This is a genomic window from Marinobacter sp. P4B1 (assembly GCF_001447135.1).
Lineage (GTDB): Bacteria > Pseudomonadota > Gammaproteobacteria > Pseudomonadales > Oleiphilaceae > Marinobacter > Marinobacter vinifirmus.
Genome location: NZ_LLXM01000015.1, coordinates 246,617 through 269,415 on the forward strand (window position 1 = coordinate 246,617; position 22,799 = coordinate 269,415).

Here is a 22,799-nt window from a genome sequence, read left to right on the forward strand (position 1 = left end):
GCCATCCATGGCCTGCGAAATTTCCGGAAGGGCGTTCCCGGCCCATCACCTACTGTGTCATCAGCCGCGCAGCTACGGAATTATGCCGTCAGCTTTTCAACCGCTGCCTCGAAACGCTCCAGCGCTTCTTCAATGTCGACTTCCGGGATGATCAGGGACGGCGCAAGGCGAATCACGTTGGCGCCGGCCATCAGTACCATCACGCCTTCTTCCAGCCCGGCGTTAAGGAAGTCCTTGGCCTTGCCCTGCCACTGTTCGGTCAGTACACAGCCTAGCAGTAAACCGGCGCCGCGCACCTCGGAGAACACGCCGTAACGCTCGCCGATGTTCATCATACCTTTGCGGAGCTTGTCGGAGCGGGCGTTGACGCCTTTGAGGATTTCCGGCTGGCTGACGGTGTCGATCACCTTCTGGGCCACGGCACAGGCCAGGGCGTTGCCGCCGTAGGTGCTGCCGTGGGTGCCGACGCCGAGGCTTGCGGCGACTTTGGCTGTGGTCAGCATGGCGGCTACCGGGAAACCGCCGCCCAGGCCTTTGGCGCTGGACAGGATGTCGGGGGTTACGCCGTACATTTCGTAGGCGTACAGGTAGCCGGTGCGGCCGACACCGGTTTGCACTTCGTCGAACACCAGCAGAGCGTTGTTTTCGTCGCACAGCTGGCGCAGGCCCTTGAGGAATTCGGGATCGGCCGGCAGCACACCGCTTTCGCCCTGGATGGGCTCAACCACCACGGCACAGGTTTTCTCCTTGGAGATCAGTGCTTTTACCGAATCCAGGTCGTTGAAATCTGCGTGATGGATGCCGCCCGGGGCCGGTTCGAAGCCTTCGAGGTACTTGTGCTGGCCGCCCACACTGACGGTGAACAGGGTGCGGCCGTGGAAGGCGTTTTTGAAGGAGATGATTTCATGCTTCTCCGGGCCATAGTGTTCCCAGGAATAACGACGGGCCAGCTTGAACGCGGCTTCGTTGGCTTCGGCACCGGAGTTGGCGAAGAATACTCGCTCAGCGAAGGTGTGGTCGCAAAGGGTTTTGGCCAGGCGCAGAGCCGGTTCGTTGGTCATTACGTTGGACAGGTGCCAGACCTTTTCGGCCTGTTCCTGCAGCGCGCCAACCAGGCCCGGGTGGGCGTGGCCAAGGCTGGTGACCGCAATGCCGCCCTGAAGATCGATAAACTCTCGCCCTTCCTGGTCCCACACGCGGGAGCCCTCGCCTCGCACCGGAATGATGTTTCCGGGGGCGTAGTTGGGCACCATAACTTCATCGAAAAGTTCGCGGGACACGGGTTCTCTGTTCATCGGTTTCTCTCAGTGACTCATTGCTAAGTGACAGGGTGAATCTGCCCATAATACGCCACTCACGGCATAAGAACAGCCGGTTGTGCAACAGCGGGCAACTCGATGATGCGGTGATGGTTTTTGTCTTTCCCCAGAAGTGCCTTGGCCAGCAGTTTGTAGGAATCCAGGTCGAAGGTGACCGGTTCGTTTCCAGGCTGAAAGTCTACCAGTTCCTCTTCACTGTGCAGGGTTTGCAGGTGTATCCAGTTCCAGATAACCAGCAGGTCTGTGCGTTCGTTATCCGGATTCTGCTCCACCAGAGCTACCGGACCGGCCCAGGGCCAGGTTTTCAGGCGCAAGCCATGGAAGGCAATCTGCATGCGCAGGTTGTAGCGGGTTACGTCCTCGGCACCCTCACAGGCACCTTTGCAGCGCCCAAGGCTTCGCTGGAAACAGGGCCCGGGGCCTGTAGGTTCCAGGCCCAGCAGCTTGCCGCAAAGGTCATTCTTGCCAGCAATGCCCCGTAACGCCGCCACCGCATCCCGCTTGCTGCGAAACAGGCCGTAATACTGCCCCAACTGATCCGGCTGCAGGCTGCGGGCAATGCGTGCCTGCAGATAGCCGCCGGCACCCTCTTCCAACACCAGGCTGGCCAACTGCTTTGCCGCCCGGGAGCGGCGGTTGTAGAGGGGATTCAGGGTTTTGATCTGTTTGAGTTCCAGCAGCAACGCACCCAACTCACCGGCGGTTTCTGTGAACTCCACCCGGCGCAGGCTTTCAGACAGCCGTAGGCCGCGGCTGGACTGATGGTCTCCCGAGAAATGGGATGCCACCCGCTGCGCTATGTTGGTGCTTTTGCCAACGTACAACAGCACATCGTTGTCACCGTAAAACCGGTAAACCCCCGAGCCATGGGGCAGTCCGGCGAATAATTCGGCAGGTACGTTTGAGGGCGTGCTCTGGCGCTGCAAGAGCTTCCGAATAGCGTTGTTGCTGGCATCCGAACCGTGCTCTGCGCGGGCATGCTCGAAAAACGCCAGCATCGCCGCTACATCGCCCATGGCCCGATGCCGCTCCACCTCAGGTAAATTGTGACGGGCAATGAGGGCATCCATGTTGTGCCGGCTATGTTCCGGATACAACGCCCGGGACAGGCGCACCGTGCACAAAACCTTCGCACTGAACGGCCGGCCCAAACGACGGAACTCGGACTTTATGAAGCCATAGTCAAAGCGGGCGTTGTGGGCAACAAAGACCTTTCCCTGCAGCTGCTGCTCCAGCTTGTCAGCGATATCGGCAAACAGCGGCGCATCAGCCACCATCGCATTCGTGATGCCAGTGAGCCTTTCAATAAAACCGGAAATTCTGGCCTCCGGGTTCAGCAAGGTTTGCCATTCCCCCACCACCTCACCGGCTCGCCAGAACCGGATGCCGATTTCCGTAATCCTGTCGCGCTGCGGGTTTCCGCCGGTGGTTTCAATATCCAGGAAAGCGAAGGTTTCTTGCTGCAAGGGTGTGTTTCTGGTTGTCATCATGGACCGTACGCAGATTGCTCAACTTTGGTTTAGCTCACCTTGAGCTCAGGGCCTATAGACATTCGTCTAAAGAGTGATCAATTCTGTTTGAATTGTCACCTAACCGTAACTAACTTATTTGTGGGTCCAACAAAAATAAAGATGTGGAGACAACAACGATGCAAAATAACAAATTGAGAATGGCCATTCGTGCGACGGCGGCTGCGGCAATTTTTGGTGTTGCAGCGCATGCGCACGCCTTCAATTTCAGTGCTGGCGATGTAGATGCAAGCATTTACGGCTATGCGAAGCTGAACATGAGCTACGATCTTGACGAGAACGTTGCTGACAATAGCCAATCCGGAACCTTCCCAACTATTACCGACACCAACGAAGTAGATGGACATTTTGGTGCCTCTGCAACACAAAGCCGCATTGGTGTAAAAGCAACCAATGCAGACGGAGTCACTTTTAATGTCGAAGGTGATTTCTACGGAAATGGCGGTGGTGGGTTCCGCCTTCGCCACGCTTACGGAAGCTACAACGGCATTCTTGCTGGTCAGACATGGTCAAATTACAACAGTTTCGTAGGTAACACCCCAACCGTTGATTTCAGTGGTTCTGCAGGTAATGCGGGTTATCAACTTCGCTCAGCCCAGCTGCGTTACACCAGCGGCCCCCTATCATTCTCCATCGAGGACCCTAAAGGCGGCGGCTTCGATGACAGCAAAGACGGTATGCCCGCAGTAACTGCAAGGCTGGAAGATAGCGCCGGCGGCTTATCATATTCTGCAGCAGCTCTCGTAAAACAGAACTCCTACGACACCGGAACTCAAGATGACTCAGCCATGGGGTATGCCGCATTTGTCGCTGCCAAGATGGCGCTTAGTGACATGATCAGCATTCAAGGCGCACTGAACTACAGTGATGGTGCCAACGCATACCTTTACCGCTCCGGGGGTGATGATGCTTATCTAGACGGAACGGACCTGGAAACCATATCCGGGTACGGTGGCGTAATCGGCACCTCCATCAGCTTGGGTGGTGGACGCAGCATCAACATTCAGTACGGCATGACTCAATTGGACGTTGACGATCTGGGCGCAACTGCTCTTGAAAGAAACAGTAGCGCCTTTGTTAACTATATGTGGACTCCAGTTAACAACGTTAAGATGGGGGTTGAGTACGGCTATTTCGCCAGTGAAAACCAAGGCGGCGACGACGATGACGCCAACCGCTTGATGTTCGCAGCCCAATACAACTTCTGATCGTCCCTATCAGAAGTTAACTCAGAATCACCCCGGCTCCGGCCGGGGTTTTTCGTTTCTGGCTGGTGCACACGCACCATTCTGGCTCAATTTCCAAAACCCACACCTGCCCGGCTCTGGCCTTTCCCTCGGGTATTCAATACTTTACAAGCCAGAAAACAATCTGGCACAGCTCATGCAAATACCAAATTGCAAGCCGGTGAAAACCACTCACCGCATCAACCGCTGCAACTCTGTGAGGTAATGCCATGAAACTTGCCAAAGACCAAAGCCTGTTGTTTGAACTTACCCAAGCCGCAGAAGCCTATGCCATGCAGGATCTACACGATTACTTTGACTGGATGTACTTCGCGAACTAACCAGGGGACGATGCAGGGCGGGGCCAAAGGCCCCGCCCTGCAAACTGCCTACTCACCCGCCCGGAGCCTGCTACGGACGCTTCGGGTTGTCATCACGCCAAGAACCTCCATCAACGACAGAATCCCCCGGTCATGCTGTTTCGGTGATTTGCCCCTGGCAATCCGGCCGATCTGCCGGGTGTACCAGCTCACTTCCATCAGGGCCATGTCATCAATCAGTCGAATCCCTGTTTTGATGGGCCTAACCGCGCTGGTCACCTGATCGCCTTTCATAATCCGGTTCGGCAAATCCGGCTCCACCACCAACGGCCTCGCCAGGCCCACCAGGTCCGTGGCGTCGGAAGCCAACGCGTCGGCCATTCCGGTCTCGGTGCGGAAGCCGCCCGTCACCATCAAGGGTACGTCAGTGAGCTTGCGCACTTTCTCGGCGAACTCCAGGAAGTAGGCCTCCCGCGCCAGGGTACTGGCTTTTACCTCGCCGTCTTCCGCACCCCTGGCCATGGCTGGGTTCTCGTAGTTACCGCCGGAGATTTCTACCAGGTCAATCCCCTCTGCGACGAGTGCCTTGATCACCGCCAGCGATTCGTCCTCGGTAAAACCGCCGCGCTGGAAGTCTGCGGAGTTCAGTTTGATGCCAATATTGAACGCTTCACCGCAAGCTTTCCGGATAGCCCGGTACACCGCCAGCACAAAGCTGCGGCGTTTCTCGGCAGAGCCACCCCACTCGTCTGTGCGCTGGTTGTGATGGGGCGACAGGAACTGGCTCACCAGGTAGCCGTGGGCGCCGTGGATTTGCACGCCGTCGAATCCGGCTTTCTGGGCAATGGCAGCACTGCGGGCAAAGCGCTGGATGACATCCTCAATTTCCGGGCCGGTCAGGGCGCGGGGTGTGGCAAACATGCTGCGGAGCTCTTTTTTGAATGGTATCGCGCTGGGCGAGACCGGGTCCTTGTTCAGCATTTTGGGGCTTTGCTTGCCGGGATGGTTCAGTTGCATCCAGATCTGTTTGCCTCCCTTTTGCCCGGCCTTGGCCCAGGCGGTCAGAAGCTCGAGATCGCTTTCATCCTCAATAACCACGTTCTGTGGCTCCCCGATGTGCCGGCGGTCGATCATTACATTACCCGTGATCGACAGCCCGGTGCCGCCCTCTGCCCACGCACGATACAGGGTTGCCAGCTCTTTGGTGGGGTGGTTGTCAATGGTGCCCAGAGTCTCGCTCATGGCGGACTTGGCAAAGCGGTTGGGGATGACAGAGCCATTAGGGAGCTTGAGCGGCTGAGAGAGCAGTTCTGCGGGAGTCATAAGGGCCTCAGTAGTTTGCGGGTTCCATGAGGCTGATAGTGGATCTGCCCGGCGAACCGGGCATTGGCCGAAGAGACTGATTTTATCAAAAGAAAGCCTGAATGCCGGGCAACACCGAATTCGTCACTGATGCCATTGCCACCGAGCATGTCGCGGGCCAGCCATAAACGGCGACCCGACAGGGGCATCCGTCGGAGGCCGAAAGCCAGAGCGAGCCTGATGACTGCGCCAGGGCTTGTGATGTATAGTTGTACGGAATATCCGTACATAAAGGTGTTTTATGGACACAATCAGCGTGAATAAGTTTAGAGATAACCTGAAAAATGTTGTTGAGCAGATAATTAGTCAGCATGAACCGGTCAAGGTTACGCGCCGAGCCGGAGAAGCTTTCGTGGTGATGAGCGCTGAGGACTGGGAGCGAGAGCAGGAAACCCTTCACGTGCTCCAAAGTAAGAGCCTTATGCAGCAAATTGCGGCGTCCCTTGAAACCCACAACCGTGGGGAAGGTTATAAACCGACTGACGAGCAGATGGATGAGATCACTGGTATTTGAGGGCAATACCTGGCAAGCGTATGAGGCCATGCGCGAGAAGGATAAACTATTGCACAAAGCCTTGTGCAAACTGCTGAAAGAAATGCTGCGATCCGAAGACCCGTCTGCCGGTCTGGGAAAGCCTGAACCGCTCAAGCACAACCTCTCTGGACTTTGGTCAAAGCGGATATCACAGAAAGACCGCCTGGTATATCGATTCGATGACAACGCCATTTACATCTTCGCCATCGGCGGCCACTACGATGAGCCCTGACAGCAAATTGGTATAGATTTGGCTGGGCTCAACGTAAAGACGAGAAAGCCGCCCCGCAACTAAAAAGCTACGGAGCGGCCCTCGACTCAGGACTACAGCAACAAGGTCCGAATATCCCCCAGCAGCTGCGTCAGCAGATTGGTAAACCGGGCGGCATCTGCCCCGTTCACTGCACGGTGGTCGTAAGAGAGCGACAACGGCAGCATCAGCCGCGGCTGGAATTCCTTGCCGTCCCACACCGGCTTCATAGAAGCCTTGGAGACACCCAGAATTGCCACTTCCGGCGTGTTCACAATCGGTGTGAACGCAGTGCCGCCAATACCGCCCAGGCTGGTGATGGTAAAGCAGGCGCCCTGCATTTCTGCTGGCTTCAATTGCTTGTCCCTTGCCTTCTGGGCCAGCTCGGCGCTTTCCGCTGCCAGCTCCCACAGACCTTTCTGGTCGACATCCCGGATCACCGGAACCATCAGGCCATGAGGCGTATCCACCGCAATACCGATGTGGATGTACTTCTTGCGAACCACCTCTTTGCGCTCCATGTCCAGGGACACATTGAACTGAGGCAGTTCCGCAAGTGCTGCCGCGCAGGCTTTGAGCAGGAACGGCAGCGGGGTCATTTTCACGCCACGCTTTTCGCCGGCCGCTTTCTGGCCTTTGCGGAAGGCTTCCATTTCGGTGATGTCGGCATCGTCGAACTGGGTTACGTGGGGTACGTTCAGCCAGCTGCGCTGCATGTTGGTGGCCGTGGCCGCCATCATGCGGGACATGCCCTCACGCTCGATCTCACCAAACTGGCTGAAGTCCGGCAGTTTCACGCCCGGAATGCCCGAGCCGACTGCCACGCCGCCACCTTGCTGGGCCTGCTGCAACTGGCTCTTCACGTAGGCGTGCACATCATCCTTGATGATGCGGCCTTTCGGGCCGGAGCCTTTCACTCGGGTCAGGTCTGCACCCAGTTCCCGTGCCAGTTTGCGCACGGCGGGGCCGGCATGCACCTTGGTGCCCGGTGCCGGCGGCTCGTAGGTAGAGCCTTGCGGTTGAGGGGCCGCTTCAGGCTTGCTGTCTTTCTTCTCCGGCTTGCTGGCCGGGCTTTCGGCCTTGGCACTGTCACCGGAATCTACCGCTTCGTCCTCACCCTCATCCTCACCATCATCTTCGATGGTCATTTCCAGCAGGTCAGAACCTTCGGAAAGTTTGTCACCTTCCTTCACCAGGATTTTGCCAACCTTGCCGGCATAGGGGGACGGAATTTCCATGGTGGCCTTGTCGGACTCCACGGTAACCAGCGGATCATCCTCGCCAATGGTGTCGCCTTCGGCCACGTTGATTTCGATCACCGGCACGTCGTCGAAGCCATCCAGCGAAGGCACCTTCACCACTTCGGTGCGGGAGCCGCCAGACTTTTTCTTCTTCGGTGCAGGCTTGCTGTCTTCAGACCTGGCCTCGGATTTCTCCTCGGATTTCTCCTCGGCCTTTTCTTCAGGCTTGTCCGCTTCCGCATCGTCAGAGCCACCAGCGTCTCCGCTGGCAGACAACATGCCGATAACATCGCCTTCCTTCACCTTGTCACCCACTTTCACGGTGATCTTGGTGATCTTGCCAGCCGCCGGGGCTGGCAGTTCTACCGAGGCTTTATCAGACTCAACGGTCAGAATCGGATCTTCTTCTGCAACCGAGTCCCCTTCGCTGACGATGATTTCGATGATCTCAACTTCATCTGCACCGCCGAGATCGGGAACCTTGATTTCCTGTTCACTCATAGCGGTCTCCTTAGCTCAGCACCGGGTTCGGTTTGTTGCGATCGATTCCGTACTTGCGCATAGCTTCGAGAACCTGCTCCTGCTTGATTTCACCGTCTTTGGCCAGGGCTGCCAGCGCGGTTACCGCCACGTAGTAACGATCCACTTCGAAGAAGCTGCGCAGCTTCTCGCGGGTGTCACTGCGGCCGAAACCGTCGGTGCCCAGGGTCATGTAGGTTTTCGGGATGAATGCCCGCAGCTGCTCGGAGTGCAGCTTGATGTAGTCGGTAGACGACACCACCGGGCCCTGCGCATCTTCCATGCACTGGGTCACGTAGGCCTTGCGGGGCTTGTCGTCCGGGTGCAGGTGGTTCCAGCGCTCCACGTGCTGGCCATCACGGGCCAGTTCGTTGTAGCTGGTCACGCTCCACACATCGGAAGCCACACCCCAGTCGTCCTTCAGCATCTGTGCGGCGGCGCGCACTTCATTCATGATCGAGCCGGCGCCCAGCAGCTGAACCCGCGGGCTCTTCTTGCGGCCCTTGGTTTCCACAGACTCGAACTTGTACATGCCTTTGATGATGCCGTCTTCACAGTCTTTCGGCATGGCGGGCTGTTCGTAGTTCTCGTTCTCGATGGTCAGGTAGTAGAAGACGTTCTGGTTGTCTTCGAACATCTCCTTCATACCGTGACGGATCACCACGGCCATTTCATAACCGTAGGCCGGGTCGTAGGCCTTACAGTTCGGAATGGTGTTCGCCAGTACGTGGCTGTGACCGTCCTGGTGCTGCAGGCCTTCGCCGTTCAAGGTCGTCCGGCCGGCGGTACCGCCGATCAGGAAGCCTCGGGCCTGCATGTCGCCGGAAGCCCAGGCCAGGTCACCCACGCGCTGGAAGCCGAACATGGAATAGAACACGTAGAACGGAATCAGCGGGAAGCTGTTGGTGCTATAGGACGTAGCCGCGGCCATCCAGGTAGACATGGCACCGTCTTCGTTGATGCCTTCCTGAAGGATCTGGCCCTTCTTGTCTTCCCGGTAGTACATGATCTGGTCGCGGTCCTGGGGCACGTACTTCTGCCCTTCCGCGGTGTAGATACCCAGCTGGCGGAACATGCCTTCCATACCGAAGGTACGGGCTTCGTCCGGCACGATGGGTACTACACGCTTGCCGATGCGCTTGTCTTTTACCAGCGCGGTCAGGATGCGCACGAACGCCATGGTGGTGGAGATTTCACGGCCACCGGAGCCTTCCAGCACCTGCTTGAAGATATCCAGTTCCGGAATCTGCAGCGGCTGGCAGTCCTTGTTACGCTTGGGATAGAAGCCACCCAGCTCCTGCCGGCGCTTCTTCATGTACACCAGCTCCGGACTGTCCGGCGCCGGGCGGTAGTATGGAACGTCTTCCAGCTCTTCGTCCTTCAACGGAACACCGAAGCGGTCACGGAAGGATTTCAGGGTGTCGATATCCAGCTTCTTCAGGGAGTGCGCGGTGTTCTGGGCTTCGCCCGCTGCACCGAAGCCATAACCCTTGATGGTGTGGGCCAGAATCACGGTGGGCTTGCCGTTCGCGTGGTTCACCGCCTTGTGGTAGGCCGCATATACCTTGTACGGGTCGTGGCCGCCGCGGTTCAGCTTCTGGATATCTTCATCCGACATATCCTCCGCCAGCTTGGCCAGCTCCGGGTGTTTGCCGAAGAATTCCTTGCGGGTGTAAGCCGGGCCCTTGAAGGTCAGGTTCTGCAGCTCGCCATCACAGATCTCGTCCATGGCCCGTTGCATCACGCCGTCTTCGTCTTTCTCGAACAGCGGATCCCACATACGGCCCCAGACCACCTTGATCACATTCCAGCCGGCACCACGGAACACGCCTTCCAGTTCCTGGACAATCTTGCCGTTGCCCCGTACCGGGCCGTCCAGGCGCTGCAGGTTGCAGTTAACCACCCAGATCAGGTTGTCCAGCTTCTCGCGGCCGGCCTTGGAGATAGAACCCAGGGTTTCCGGCTCATCGCACTCACCATCGCCCACAAATGCCCACACCTTGCGGCCGTCCATGTCGATCAGCTCACGGCTGTGCAGGTACTTCATTACGTGGGCCTGGTAGATAGACTGGATAGGGCCCAGACCCATGGATACAGTCGGGAACTGCCAGTAATCCGGCATCAGCCAGGGGTGCGGGTAGGAAGACAGGCCGTCGCCATCTACCTCTTCACGATACTTGTCCAACTGCGCTTCGCTGAAGCGGCCTTCCAGGAAGGAACGGGCATAGATACCGGGCGATGCGTGGCCCTGGAAATACACCAGGTCTGACGCGCGTTCGTCGCCACCGCCGTGGAAGAAGTAATTGAAGCCCACGTCATAAAGGGTGGCTGCAGAAGAGAAGGTGGAGATATGGCCACCCAGGTCACCCGGGCGCTTGTTGGCCCGCACCACCATGGCCATGGCGTTCCAGCGAATCAGGGAACGGATACGGCGCTCCATGAACAGGTCACCCGGCATCCGGGATTCCTGGGTAACGGGAATGCTGTTGCGGAACGGCGTGGTAATGGAATACGGCAGCTCGGTGCCGTCGCGGCTGGCGCGCTCAGACAAGCGCTCCAGAATATATTTGGCACGGTCGACGCCTTCGTTTTCGATTAACGACTCTAGTGCGTCGAGCCATTCGCTGGTTTCAATGGGATCATCATCGCGGTACATCAAACCCTCCCCCTCGGGAACAATTTAAGCTCTCACAAGCATAGAACAGCTCTGGCATTTTTCCTGCTGAACAACAGAAGAGCATTCAGGAACAAAACTTTCGTACTTTTACTACAAAACGGCGCCCAAAAACAAACAAACAGGCGTTTGAAAGTACTTTAATTAGCATTAGTTACGTAATAATGACCACTTTCGATGGCAGGGACAAGACGCTCTCAGACCAATGTCTCACACGTACTTCCAACGATAATTCCATCGCCTGACTAAACACTGACCTTAAAGATTTTTTGACGAACTTAGCCGAAAAACGGCACAAATCCATGCAATTTGACACTTTTAAAGGCACTGATCAGCGCCAGGAATCTCTACTATTAATTAGACCTGAAAATGAATTGCGATTTATGTATACTTGCCTGCCCGATTTTTGACCAGTGAAGGAGGAAAACACCCCTCCTTTTGATTTTCCGACACACAACAGAGGGCGATCTATGAACTCCATCGTCACCTTTCCGAACCGCATCCCGGTTCAGGAATTCGAGGAACGCCGGTTCAAGGTTTTTACTGACCGCCAGCTCGACAAAATTGAGGCGATCCAGAATCTCCCTGAAGACACCCTGTTCGAGATGAAAGTGGTAGCCAGCGTGCTGCCATTCCGGGTTAACGAATACGTGATCAACGAACTGATCAACTGGGACAAGGTACCTAACGATCCCATCTACCAGCTTGTCTTCCCTCAAAAAGGCATGCTGAAAGACGAACATTACGAGCGCATGGCCAAGCTGCACCGCGAAGGCGCAGAGAAAAAGGACATCCAGGCCGCAGCCAAGGAAATCCGCGACGAGCTGAACCCGCACCCGGCCGGCCAGATGGAAATGAACATGCCGGAGCTGGATGGCGAAGTACTGGACGGCGTACAGCACAAGTACCGTGAGACCGTGCTGTTTTTCCCGTCCCAGGGCCAGACCTGCCACAGCTACTGCACCTTCTGCTTCCGCTGGGCGCAGTTTGTGGGCGACAAAGACCTGAAAATGGCCAGCACCGATGCCGAGAAACTGCACGGCTACCTGCAGGAACACACCGAAGTTACCGACCTGCTGGTGACCGGCGGCGACCCCATGGTCATGAAAACCAAGAACCTGGTGCAGTACCTGGAGCCGCTGCTGCAGCCGGAGTTCGACCACATCCAGACCATCCGCATCGGCACCAAGGCCCTCACCTTCTGGCCGTACCGCTTTGTGACCGATAAAGATGCCGACGAGCTGATCGAACTGTTCGCCAAACTGGTTGATGCCGGCAAGCACGTGGCCATCATGGCCCACTACAACCACTGGCAGGAAATCACCACCGACATTGCGGAAGAAGCCATTCGCCGCATCCGTGCCACCGGTGCCGAAATCCGCGCCCAGGGCCCGCTGATCAAGCACGTGAATGACGATGCCGACGCCTGGGCCAAGCTGTGGAAGAAAGAAGTGAAGCTGGGCATCATCCCCTACTACATGTTTGTAGAGCGGGACACCGGCGCCAAGAACTACTTCGAAGTGCCCCTGGCCGAGGCCTACAACATCTACCGCGAAGCCATGAAGCAGGTCAGCGGCCTGGCCCGCACCGCCCGAGGCCCCAGCATGAGCGCAGGCCCCGGTAAGGTAGAAATCCAGGGCGTAACCGAAATCAAAGGCGAAAAGGTGTTCGTGCTGCGCTTCCTGCAAGGCCGCAACCCGGACTGGGTACAGCGCCCGTTCTTTGCCAAGTACAGCGAGACGGCCACCTGGCTGCACGAGCTGGAGCCCGCCTTTGGGGAGGAGAAGTTCTTCTTTGAGGATGAGTTTGAGGCGATGAAGCAGGGGAACGCCTGAGGCTCTAGCCTGAACTAGACGAAAAAAGCCGGATGGTTTCGCCATCCGGCTTTTTTACAGCTTTTCCTGCTGCTTAGTAACCGTAAGCAATACCAACCGACATCGCCTGTACTTCATTCCAGTCAAACTGATCCAGCACCAGCGTGCCCCGCCAGTTCCCGGATTTTGCCTCGATCCCGAACTGATCATATTCGGGCCAGAACAACCCGGTAACAGCAAAACCGTTGGCAAACCGATAACCACCACCTACTCCGGCATAGCCATAGCCGAACTGGTATTGGCCTCGAAGCTCTGCCGACCAAGCATTGTGCTGATACTTTACGGCGCCGTAATACCTGGCATCCAAATTCTGCATAAAGCTGTCTCGATACCCCTCTCTACCACTAAGCAGTGGGGCAAAGACAGCATAGCCATTCTCGTCATAGCTTTTCTGATCGGTACTGGCGGACGCCACTGTAAAGGGCGCATCCTGCCAGCGAATCCGCGCCAGCAAGTCCTCGGCACGCAGGGACCAAGACCAGTTCTCATCTACTTTGTAGGCCATTGCCACGTCAAGGCTGAAGCCGAGCCCTGCCGCTTCGTCAACATCCGGGCGCTTAAAGATCACGTCACGGTAGTAGGCGTAGTCGACTTTGGCATCAAAGTTGTAATCAGAGTCATTGACTGCCGTGAACTGACCAGACAAGTCACCTGTCATCAGGTGCCCGGTTCTGAATAGCGATGCACCCAAGCCAACCGTCCACTGGTCATCCTGATGCAGGTAGCCCAGACGAAAGCCGTGACCAGTAAAGCCGTTTACAGCCACCTGAACCGGCACACTTTGCCCGGTTTCCAGGTCTTCCTTGCGGGAAATCTTGCCGTAGAAAGCCACAGCCTCTTCGTTCATACGAATGTCGGCCAGCGCCCTTGAAAATACCGACACTTCGAAACCTGAATCCATACGGACCCCAGCTTCCAAGCGAGCCAGCGCCCACTGTCGCTCGCCACTGGTAAATTCCGAGCCCCAGTCATCGAGGGTAGCCTTGACCGATTCTGGCTCACTGACCAATGTCGTCGCAAAACCACCAAACACCTCATAACTCGCCAGCACTTGGGGGCTTACTGTTATCAATCCGAAAAAAAAGGCAGGGCCGAAGCCCCACCTTTTATTCCGGTTTCCCGGGTTTGTCATCAGAACAGGCTCTCAAACTCTGTTGTATCACCGTTCGGATAGGTGAGAAGCGGGATGCCGTTACGCAGCGTGACATCGCCGATGTCTTCGCCGTTGACGAAGGCATCACCAGACAGGCCAGAGAAATCACCCTCAGCATTGAAGTTCGCCTTCAACACCAATTCCTTGCCGTAGGCATCATAGAAGCGACCGTTGATCTCAGTAGGTTGATCAAGGTTGTCGGAAGACACCTCGATTTCATACTGACCCTGGTCGTACTTCAACGTTGCAAACAACTGACCACCCAGGAAGCTGTTACGGTTAGCAGTAACAGTTACCTTGGCTTCCGGCATATCCGGGATGTTTCTTGCTGTTGCAGACAAAGTCAGAGAGGCATCGATGAAGCTGGTTTCAGACTCAAGATTCGGGAACTCGATACCTGCACTGAGGTAGCTCCAATCGTTATTCTCTGACGCGCTCAGGTAATAGTCGTTCAGGGTGAGCTGGCTTACAAGATCTGAACCATAGCGACCTACTAGGGTCGAGCGCACAAGCTCATCCGCCGCAGCAATGGCGGGGCCATCAAGCTGCTCATCGAAATAATCCCAAGAAAGAGTTGTTTCTGCACAAGCCACGTCGCCAGACTGCCAGTCCAATCTATCGGACTCACCCAAAACAGCCAGCAGCTGCTCTGGGTTGGCCAAACACTCGTTATAGAGCTCAACGGTGGCTGGGCGAACAAACGCTCCGGAGGCTGATCCGTCATAAGAGCTAACGTTAAACTGACGCCAAGTTGCTTCAGATATAGCAAAAGAGCTGTTAAGAGCCGCTATAACGTCATCATTAACATTTCCACCAGTGATGAAAATGTTAAAAGTACCGTCAAGCGACAAAGAAGCCGATATCTCACCACCATCCTCTGTTAGCATCGAAACGTATGCTTCGATATTCTGGTATTCAACAGGCACCTGAGCCGTGTCAATGCTCAAGCCGGTCCAATTCTCAGGAAACTCAGGGTTCGGGCCGCTCCAATGGATATCTAAATTTCCAGCAGAAAGGGCATCTGCAATATCGACTGAGATGTACTCCAGCCCATTCGCCTCAGTCCAAGTTTCCATCATGATGGGAGAAATGGACTCAGCCAAGTTGGCAACAATATCCTGAGAAATAACTGATCCAACACCAGTCTCTGACTCATAATACGGCCAGTACTGCTTTTCCGTTCCGTCTGCGACAAAACCACCAGCCCACAAGTAACCAGACCGCTCACCCTCATACTCATAGACATTAATATCTACGAATGGGTTGATGATATCGCTTTCACCAGTGCCAAACACATCCAGCACCGCACTGCCGTCAATTGGCTCGTTCACCCAACGGTCATCCTCGCTATAGTCAAGCCAAGCCAACGTGTCGAACTCAGACGCATTGTTAACGTTCAGAGTTGCTGAGGCATCGAAGGTTTCGCCTTGAGCAGCAGTGAAGGTTCCAGCCACTCGAAGCTTGCGGATAGAAACAGGAACATCGTTCAGTGCAAAGCGGTTTTTTGCCAGCTTGGTCACCTGCGCTTCAACATTACCGGAGAAAGATTCTCCTGTTTCAGCGAACAACTCAACGTTACCGGACAGCGAAGCACCAACAAACGCCTGGATAACCTGGTCATCAGTAACAAAGCCTTCGGTTCCGGCACTCAGAGCATTTGCGAGCTGTAAACGGGCAGTGACATCATTCAGGCGAGCAATAGCCTGCCCACTGCCATTTTCGACTGCACCGCTGATAACCACTTCGGAGCTGGCCAGCAGGCTCTTGATGGTTTCGGTAGTCAGATCAAAAGCAGACACCGGCAAGTTGGTTTTGATGGTCAGGTTGAATGGCAAGAAATTAGTGTGGGCTTCACCGGTCATTTGGCCAACAACATTAATCTTCACGCCATTTTCGTCGGTTACAGACAAAACAGCAGAACCAACCTCAACGCCGTTATCCAGCATAGAAATCTGCTTGGTGTTACCAGTATCCAGCAGCTCCCCCATTTCTGTGGGAGTGAGGGTTACCTGATCCAGTGATTGGTTTACGATCTCCTGAGCAAGCTTCAGGCTTGTAACCGGGCCTTCACTGAATACAGTCTGGATGGTTTCAACATCGACCACTTCACCCAGTTGAGCGGTGTCCAGATCTTCGATTGAAGTGGCCCAAGCCCGAACTGTTGCAACGAAGTTCTTGAAGCTTTCGATCTTCTCAGCCTGAGTGGCATTATCGCCAACAACCAGGTCAGGGTTGTATTCTGGCGTCGACACACCGCCAGCATTCGCAGGATCGCTGAACACTTCTTGCTGCTTCTGCAACTTGCTGGCAGCGGTAGAATCGGGTACCTGAACGACGGACAACGTCTGCTCACCGGCTGCGGCAAATTCTGCTACCGAGAATCCATCATCAATCGCATCACCGAAGATATCATCATTCTCAATAGACTTGGTGAATGATTCCAGCTTTGTCGCAACATCTGCTGAACCACCTGAGAAGATCAACTCAGCCACCACAGCATTCATTACCGCTGCCTGTTGCTCCTCAGACGAAGCCGAGCCGAGTTTTGCGGGATCCGCTGCATCCTTAGCCGCCACTTTCGATGGGTCAAAGCCAACCAGTTGTTGAACTTTGAAGTTTGCCTCAGCCAAAGATTTATCCAGACCGCCCGCCGCGCTCGCTTTCGCCTTTGCACGATTAGCTGCCATGGTCGTCCATGCCGTTACCGGTGCGCTAATTTTGTCACTGCCAGCGTCTTTCTTGGCAATTGAGCTCAGCACGAAGTTGGCGGGAACCTCAATTTCATCCCCGAAGCTTATCCCATCTTTCGCACAGCCAGAGGCATCACAAACCATCTTGGTCTGACCGGGCACCGCTGTCACTTCCACCTCAAGAAGACCGCCTTCATAGGCGTCACTCAGAGCAACTTCGTACTCGCCGTTAGCATCTGTGGTTACGCTCTCGAACGACCGGATACGGGTGCCAGAGTTATCAAGTTCATAAACTGTGACATTTGCGTTCTTCAAAACACCTTTTACTGCCGCACCTGCAACAGTTTCACTACCGGCACTTTCTCCACTTGTCGGGATATATGCACCGCTGTTATTACAACCAACCAATGTAATGCTGGATGCAACCGCCAGCGCAAGAGCGGCCTTCTTGAGATGAATCATAAAAACTCCTGAGTAATTATTCCTTGGTCCTTGACTGCACAGCAGACCTTCGGAGCTTAGCTTACAACTCAATTGACAAATGTTAATGTTCGTAAAACATGTGACTAATTTTTAGACACACTTTTGCCGGCATGAGGGGCGACTAGCGAGGTATGGGCGTTATTTGGGGGGTAGGTAGGAGTCGAACGAGGATGGGCTCCAATGGAAGTCAGGGGCGACACAGGTGGCTCTCGCCACCCGTGTAACAGGAGCTTCAGTGCATCAGGGTATACAACTTCCTACGGTAAGCCCGCACATCCGGATTGTTATTCCCCAGCTTCTCGAACAGCTCCACCAGCGTAGTTTTAGCGATGCCGTCTTTATAAGCACCGTCCGCCTGCATCAGGCGAATCAACAGGTCCATGGCTTCGGCGTTCTTGTCCTGTAACACCATGTGCAGGGATAACTGGTGCAGAGCCTCGGGGTCTTTCGGATTGGCTTCCAGTTTAGCTTCCAGCTCGGCCTGCGGCGGCAGCTCGCCGGACTGTTTCAGGAACTTCACCCTGGCTGCCAGCTGTTTGGCCTTGTGCTGCATTTTTTCTTCCGGCGGCAGGCTGTTGAGCACCTGCTCGGCGGTGTCCAGATCGCCCTGCTCGGCTTTCAGCTGAGCCAGGTCGATCAGCACATCCAGGTTTTCCGGATCTTTCTGATTCATTTCGGTGAGGATCGCCAGGGCACCATCTACATCGCCAGCGTCCCACAAGGCGTGGGCCTTTTCATACGGGTCTTCCGCCGGGGCTTCGATGTGTTTTTCCAGTACCTTGCGGATTTCGCTTTCCGGCAGGGCACCGTTGAAGCCATCCACCGCCTGGCCATTCTTCACCAGAATGATGGTGGGCAGGCTGCGCACGCCCAGAGATGCGGTCAGCTCCTGCTGCTCGTCCGCATTCACCTTGGCCAGCTGGAAGTTGCCCTGATACTCCTCCGCCAGCTTCTGCAGAATCGGCATCAGCTGCTTACAAGGCGCGCACCATTCGGCCCATACGTCCACCAGGATTGGCGTGGTGGCGGAGGCTTCCATTACCTTCTGCTGAAAGTTGTCGGCGGTGGCGTCGAAGATATACGGAGAATTGCTCATATGTCGGGAACCTGAACCAGAATGAATAAAATTGCCTAAAGATATGGAGCCGGCAGCAGAAAAATCAAGCCAGCTTGAAAACCTGGCTTTCGTCGTCACATAGGTCTTTAACCACTCAGCCCTGAGAGCAACACGGTATGAATGACGAGAACCGCAAAGACTCCCTGGAAGAATTTGAAGACGATGTAACCGAGTACATCGGCAAAGACGAGAACAGCAAAAGCCTGATCCTGCCGCAGCAGGCCAGACCGCGGCGTATGTATGTGTTGCCGGTGTCGAACCGGCCGTTCTTTCCGGCGCAGGTGCAGCCGGTGGTGGTCAACCAGAATCCCTGGCAGGAGACCCTGAAGCGGGTGGGTGAAACCGAGCACAAGGTTCTGGGTATCTGCTTTGTGGAAGATCCGGAATCCGACACCGGCATTCCCGCCAGCGACGACCTGGAAACCATTGGGTGCGCGGTGAAGGTTCACCATGCCCAGAGCGAAGGTGGCAAGGTTCAGTTTATTGCCCAGGGCATGCAGCGCTTCAAAATCGTGCAGTGGCTCCGCCGTCGCCCGCCCTATCTGGTTGAAGTGGAATACCCGGAGGAGCCGGAAGAACCGGCCGATGAGCTCAAGGCCTACACCCTGGCCATTATCAGCGCCATCAAGGAGCTGCTGCGCACCAACCCACTGTATGGCGAAGAGGTGAAGCAGTACCTGTCCCGCTTTGGCCCGGAAGACAGCTCGCCGCTGGCGGATTTCGGTGCCTCCATGACCAGCGCCCCGGGCCGCGAGTTGCAGGATGTGCTGGATACCGTGCCCCTGCTTCGGCGCATGGAGCGGGTATTACTGCTCATGCGCAAGGAGCAGGAGGTGGCGCGCCTGCAATCCGAGATCAACGAGGAAGTAAACGAGAAGGTTCAAAAGCACCAGCGCGAATTCTTCCTGCGTGAGCAGCTGAAAGTCATCCAGCGGGAGTTGGGGATCGCCAAAGACGACAAGACCGCTGACGTGGAGCGCTTCGAAGAGCGCATGGCCAAGCTGAATCCGCCAGCAGCTGTGGTTGAACGGTTCAAAGATGAAATTCAGAAATTGCAGGTGCTGGAGCAAGGCTCCCCGGAATACGGCGTGACCCGCAATTATCTGGACTGGATTACCCAGGTGCCCTGGGGCGTGCATTCCGAAGACCACTTCGACCTGGCCGAAGCCCGCAAAATTCTGGACCGGGACCACGACGGCCTGGACGATGTAAAAGACCGTATCATCGAGTTCCTGGCCGAAGGTACCTTCAAAGGCGAAGTGAGTGGTTCCATACTGCTGCTGGTCGGCCCGCCGGGGGTGGGCAAAACCTCCATCGGCCGTTCGGTGGCCGATGCCCTGGGCCGGGAGTTCTATCGGTTCAGCGTGGGCGGCATGCGCGATGAAGCCGAAATCAAAGGCCACCGCCGAACCTACATCGGCGCCATGCCCGGCAAGTTCGTACAGGCCCTGAAAGACAGCAAAGTGGCCAACCCAGTGATCATGCTGGACGAGATCGACAAGATCGGCAGTTCCTATCAGGGCGACCCGGCCTCGGCCCTGCTGGAAACTCTGGACCCGGAACAGAACAAGGAATTCCTGGACCACTACCTGGACGTGCGCATGGACCTGTCCAAGGTGCTGTTCGTGTGTACCGCCAACCAGCTGGACACCATTCCCCGGCCATTGCTCGACCGCATGGATGTGATTCGACTGTCCGGCTACATCGGCGAAGAAAAACTCGCCATCGCCAAGCACCACCTGATGCCGCGGCTGCTGAAAAGGGCTGGCTTGCTGAAGAAACAGCTCAACATTACCGATGCCGCGCTCCGGCAGGTGATTGAAGGCTATGCGCGGGAAGCCGGCGTGCGGAACCTGGAAAAGCTGCTGCACAAGATCATCCGCAAAGGCATCGTGAAACTGCTCGGAAACCCGGACAAGCCGGTAAAAGTGGGCGTTGCCGACCTGCCGGACTACCTGGGCCAGCCCGCGTTCCGCAAAGAGAAATCCATGAAGGGCACCGGCGTAGTCACCGGCCTTGCCTGGACCGCCATGGGCGGCGCCACCCTGAGCATCGAGGCGTCACAGGTTCACACCAGCCAGCGCGGGTTCAAGCTTACCGGGCAGCTGGGGGATGTGATGAAGGAATCGGCAGAGATTGCCTATAGCTTTGTGTCGTCCAACCTGAAACGGTTCAAAGGCGACCCGACCTTCTTCGACAAATCCTTCGTGCACCTGCACGTACCGGAAGGGGCCACCCCGAAAGACGGCCCCAGCGCCGGCGTAACCATGGCCACCGCCCTGCTCTCCATCGCCCGCAAGGAAGCCCCGCAGCAGAACATCGCCATGACCGGGGAGCTGACCTTAACCGGGCAGGTGTTGCCGGTGGGAGGTATTCGCGAAAAGGTGATTGCTGCGCGCCGGCAGAAGATCAATAACCTGATATTGCCGGAGGCGAACCGGGGAGATTATGAGGAATTGCCGGAGTATCTGAAGGAAGGGATTACGGTGAACTTTGCGAAGCACTATAACGATGTGTTTCAGGTTTGCTTTGGGAATAAGCCCAGGAAAGGGGCTTCGGTGCACTGATTTTCTTGCCACGGACTATAACTCACAAGCTTGCCGGTTGCGGGCGGAGTACAGGTTTTCTGCCGGAAAAAGATGTCTGAGCGAAGCGAGTTGTTTTTCCAAAGAAAACCCGTACCCCGCCCGCAACCAGCCACCATGGGTTTCAGGTTGGGTGCCCAAGTTGGGTGCCATGGAGGGGAGCCCGAATAAGCCTTGTGCCATGGGGGTCTGTCCACGTAGGGACAGACCCCTTGCCAGCCCCCTTACCAGACTGCGGGGCTTAGCTTTCAGGCTTTTTCTTTCCAGCCGTCGTCTTTGAGGACGGAGCCTACGGTGAGTACCGGCGAGGCGTCGATGTCGTCGGCGTCCATCATATTGGCCACGCGCTGCAGCGAGGCCAGGATCATGGTCTGCTCCCACTCCGCCAGGCTCTGGAACTTCTGGATGAAATCTTCCTGCAGGGGGTTCGGCGCGCGGGCCAGGATTTCCTTACCGGCTTCGGTCAGGTGGGCGTGCACCTTGCGCTTGTCCTGGGTGCTGCGCACCCGGTACACCAGCTTGCGCAACTCAAGGCGGTCCAGAATGGTGGTCACCGTGGCCTGGCTCAGGCTCACATTCTCGGCAATGGTGCCGATGGTCACCTCACCCAAGTCCCGGATGGTGCGCATAATCAGAAGCTGCGGCCCGGTCAGGCCTGCGTGCTTGCTCAACCGCTTGGAATGCAGATCCGTTGCCCGGATAACCCGCCGAAGTGCTACCAACACCTGCTCGTAATTATTCACACCCTACTCCACTCAGGACCAGTTATTTATACCTCTAATTATTAGAGGTCTTTGCACCACAGAATGCAAGTGGCGGATATTACCTAGCTTGCGTTCTTTGTGCCCGCTGTATTCAACGCCCCATGCGGCATTATTTCCGCCAGCCACTATGCTAAGGTCATCACCTGCTAGCCAATACATGCACCAGAAAACGGAAACGGTTGATGATCAGGTACTTTCTAGCGTTCGTCTTTGCACTCGCCTTCGCCACCACACTCCAGGCACAACAGCAGCAACTGGGGCCGGACAAAGAGCTCACCGCAGAAGACGTTGAGGAAAGCATCAAAACCCTCGAAAAGCCCATGTACACTCCCTTTGTGGAGCTGTACCTGCTGGACGAGTCCAAGGCCCTGCGCAAGGAAATGCAGGACACCCGGGCCGAGCTGATCGAAAAGGTGGTAGAGAAAGAACTGTCCGTGGCCGACAAGTCCATGTCTTACGCCACCGATACCGTTACCTACTTCTTCTACCTGATTGCCGGTGCCACCTCCATCCTGGTGGTGATCGGCTGGAACTCCATCCGCGATATGCGCCACCAGCTCACCAGCCTGGCCGAAAAGCGGGTGAACGAACTGGTGGTGGAATACGAACAGCGGCTGAAGTTTATTGAAGAACAGCTGCAGCAGAAATCCGAGATCATCCACCAGAACCAGGCGGAGATTGAGCGCACCAACGAGGTGCACGCGCTCTGGTTGAAGGCAAGCCAGGAAACCTCCCAGCAGAACAAGATCGCTGCCTACGACCAGATTCTGGACCTGCGGCCAGACGACGTAGAGGCCCTGAGCTACAAGGCCGACGCGGTGCTGGAAATACGCGAGCCATTGTGGGCCATCAGCCTGTGCCAGCGGGCGCTGAAACTGGCTCCGGATAACGGCCACGCCCATTACCAGCTGGCCTGCGCCTATGCCGAGATCGGCCGCTGGGAAGATGCGGTGGCCACGCTGGAAAAAGCCATCGACATTTCCGAGGCCTACCGGGATGACGCCTCGGTAGACCCGAGTTTTGAACAGCTGCAGGATCACGAGAGTTTCAGGAACCTGGTCTTTATTGACCAGGACGACAGCACGGACGCGTAATCATCCGGAGACCGGCACGGCGTTTGCTATTTCAACTTCGAATAGCAACGCTGTGTTCCGGAGC

Annotated in this window: 15 protein-coding genes; 6 read left to right on the top strand and 9 right to left on the bottom strand. The window is 56.2% G+C overall.

Annotated features, from left to right (window positions below; translation table 11 throughout):
- Positions 1-80: 80 nt before the first annotated feature.
- Both AQ621_RS12830 and AQ621_RS12835 read right to left on the bottom strand, forming a co-directional pair.
- Positions 81-1,295: an aspartate aminotransferase family protein gene (locus AQ621_RS12830; protein ID WP_058341775.1), complete on the bottom strand. Its 1,215-nt coding sequence runs from the start codon at positions 1,293-1,295 to the stop codon at positions 81-83.
- Positions 1,296-1,354: 59 nt separating this feature from the next.
- Entirely contained in the window at positions 1,355-2,806 is a 1,452-nt protein-coding gene (locus tag AQ621_RS12835; protein WP_058342427.1) for an exonuclease domain-containing protein, read from the bottom strand.
- A gap of 161 nt (positions 2,807-2,967) precedes the next feature.
- On the opposite strand from AQ621_RS12835, the gene AQ621_RS12840 reads away from it, so the two are divergent.
- On the top strand, positions 2,968-4,056 hold the full coding sequence (locus AQ621_RS12840) for a DcaP family trimeric outer membrane transporter (protein WP_058341776.1): 1,089 nt from the start codon (positions 2,968-2,970) through the stop codon (positions 4,054-4,056).
- 407 nt (positions 4,057-4,463) lie between these two features.
- Here AQ621_RS12840 and AQ621_RS12845 read toward each other — a convergent pair whose 3' ends face one another.
- The gene (locus AQ621_RS12845; RefSeq protein WP_058341777.1) at positions 4,464-5,717 is read right to left on the bottom strand and encodes an NADH:flavin oxidoreductase/NADH oxidase family protein; all 1,254 of its coding nucleotides are present in this window, start codon (positions 5,715-5,717) and stop codon (positions 4,464-4,466) included.
- A gap of 280 nt (positions 5,718-5,997) precedes the next feature.
- On the opposite strand from AQ621_RS12845, the gene AQ621_RS12850 reads away from it, so the two are divergent.
- A complete protein-coding gene (locus tag AQ621_RS12850; protein ID WP_058341778.1) occupies positions 5,998-6,270 on the top strand; it encodes a type II toxin-antitoxin system Phd/YefM family antitoxin in 273 nt (90 codons plus the stop codon).
- Positions 6,251-6,523, top strand: coding sequence for a Txe/YoeB family addiction module toxin (locus AQ621_RS12855; RefSeq protein ID WP_058341779.1), 273 nt, complete (start codon positions 6,251-6,253; stop codon positions 6,521-6,523). Before AQ621_RS12850 ends, AQ621_RS12855 begins: the two co-directional genes overlap by 20 nt.
- Positions 6,524-6,615: 92 nt before the next feature.
- Here AQ621_RS12855 and aceF read toward each other — a convergent pair whose 3' ends face one another.
- Positions 6,616-8,283 carry a dihydrolipoyllysine-residue acetyltransferase gene (gene aceF, locus AQ621_RS12860; RefSeq protein ID WP_058341780.1) on the bottom strand — a complete coding sequence of 556 codons (1,668 nt, stop codon included), beginning with the start codon at positions 8,281-8,283 and terminating at the stop codon, positions 6,616-6,618.
- 10 nt (positions 8,284-8,293) lie between these two features.
- A complete protein-coding gene (gene aceE, locus AQ621_RS12865) occupies positions 8,294-10,957 on the bottom strand; it encodes a pyruvate dehydrogenase (acetyl-transferring), homodimeric type (protein WP_058341781.1) in 2,664 nt (887 codons plus the stop codon).
- Between the two features lie 488 nt (positions 10,958-11,445).
- On the opposite strand from aceE, the gene AQ621_RS12870 reads away from it, so the two are divergent.
- Positions 11,446-12,810 (top strand): KamA family radical SAM protein, encoded by a 1,365-nt coding sequence (locus AQ621_RS12870; protein WP_058341782.1) that lies wholly within the window; start codon positions 11,446-11,448, stop codon positions 12,808-12,810.
- 73 nt (positions 12,811-12,883) lie between these two features.
- Here AQ621_RS12870 and AQ621_RS12875 read toward each other — a convergent pair whose 3' ends face one another.
- The 3 genes from AQ621_RS12875 to trxA form a co-directional block, all read right to left on the bottom strand.
- Positions 12,884-13,981: a hypothetical protein gene (locus AQ621_RS12875; RefSeq protein WP_145840285.1), complete on the bottom strand. Its 1,098-nt coding sequence runs from the start codon at positions 13,979-13,981 to the stop codon at positions 12,884-12,886.
- Positions 13,981-17,154, bottom strand: a complete 3,174-nt coding sequence (locus AQ621_RS12880) for a hypothetical protein (RefSeq protein ID WP_058341784.1) — start codon at positions 17,152-17,154, stop codon at positions 13,981-13,983. The genes AQ621_RS12875 and AQ621_RS12880 overlap by 1 nt, the downstream gene beginning before the upstream one ends.
- Before the next feature lie 253 nt (positions 17,155-17,407).
- Complete coding sequence (gene trxA / locus AQ621_RS12885; RefSeq protein ID WP_058341785.1) at positions 17,408-18,271, bottom strand: thioredoxin; 864 nt, start codon at positions 18,269-18,271, stop codon at positions 17,408-17,410.
- A 137-nt stretch (positions 18,272-18,408) separates the two neighbouring features.
- Between trxA and lon the strand changes: the two genes are divergently transcribed.
- Complete coding sequence (lon, locus tag AQ621_RS12890; RefSeq protein ID WP_058341786.1) at positions 18,409-20,859, top strand: endopeptidase La; 2,451 nt, start codon at positions 18,409-18,411, stop codon at positions 20,857-20,859.
- A 266-nt stretch (positions 20,860-21,125) separates the two neighbouring features.
- Here lon and AQ621_RS12895 read toward each other — a convergent pair whose 3' ends face one another.
- Positions 21,126-21,620: a MarR family winged helix-turn-helix transcriptional regulator gene (locus AQ621_RS12895; protein WP_058341787.1), complete on the bottom strand. Its 495-nt coding sequence runs from the start codon at positions 21,618-21,620 to the stop codon at positions 21,126-21,128.
- A gap of 203 nt (positions 21,621-21,823) precedes the next feature.
- Between AQ621_RS12895 and AQ621_RS12900 the strand changes: the two genes are divergently transcribed.
- A complete protein-coding gene (locus tag AQ621_RS12900) occupies positions 21,824-22,735 on the top strand; it encodes a tetratricopeptide repeat protein (protein WP_022988281.1) in 912 nt (303 codons plus the stop codon).
- Positions 22,736-22,799 lie beyond the last annotated feature (64 nt).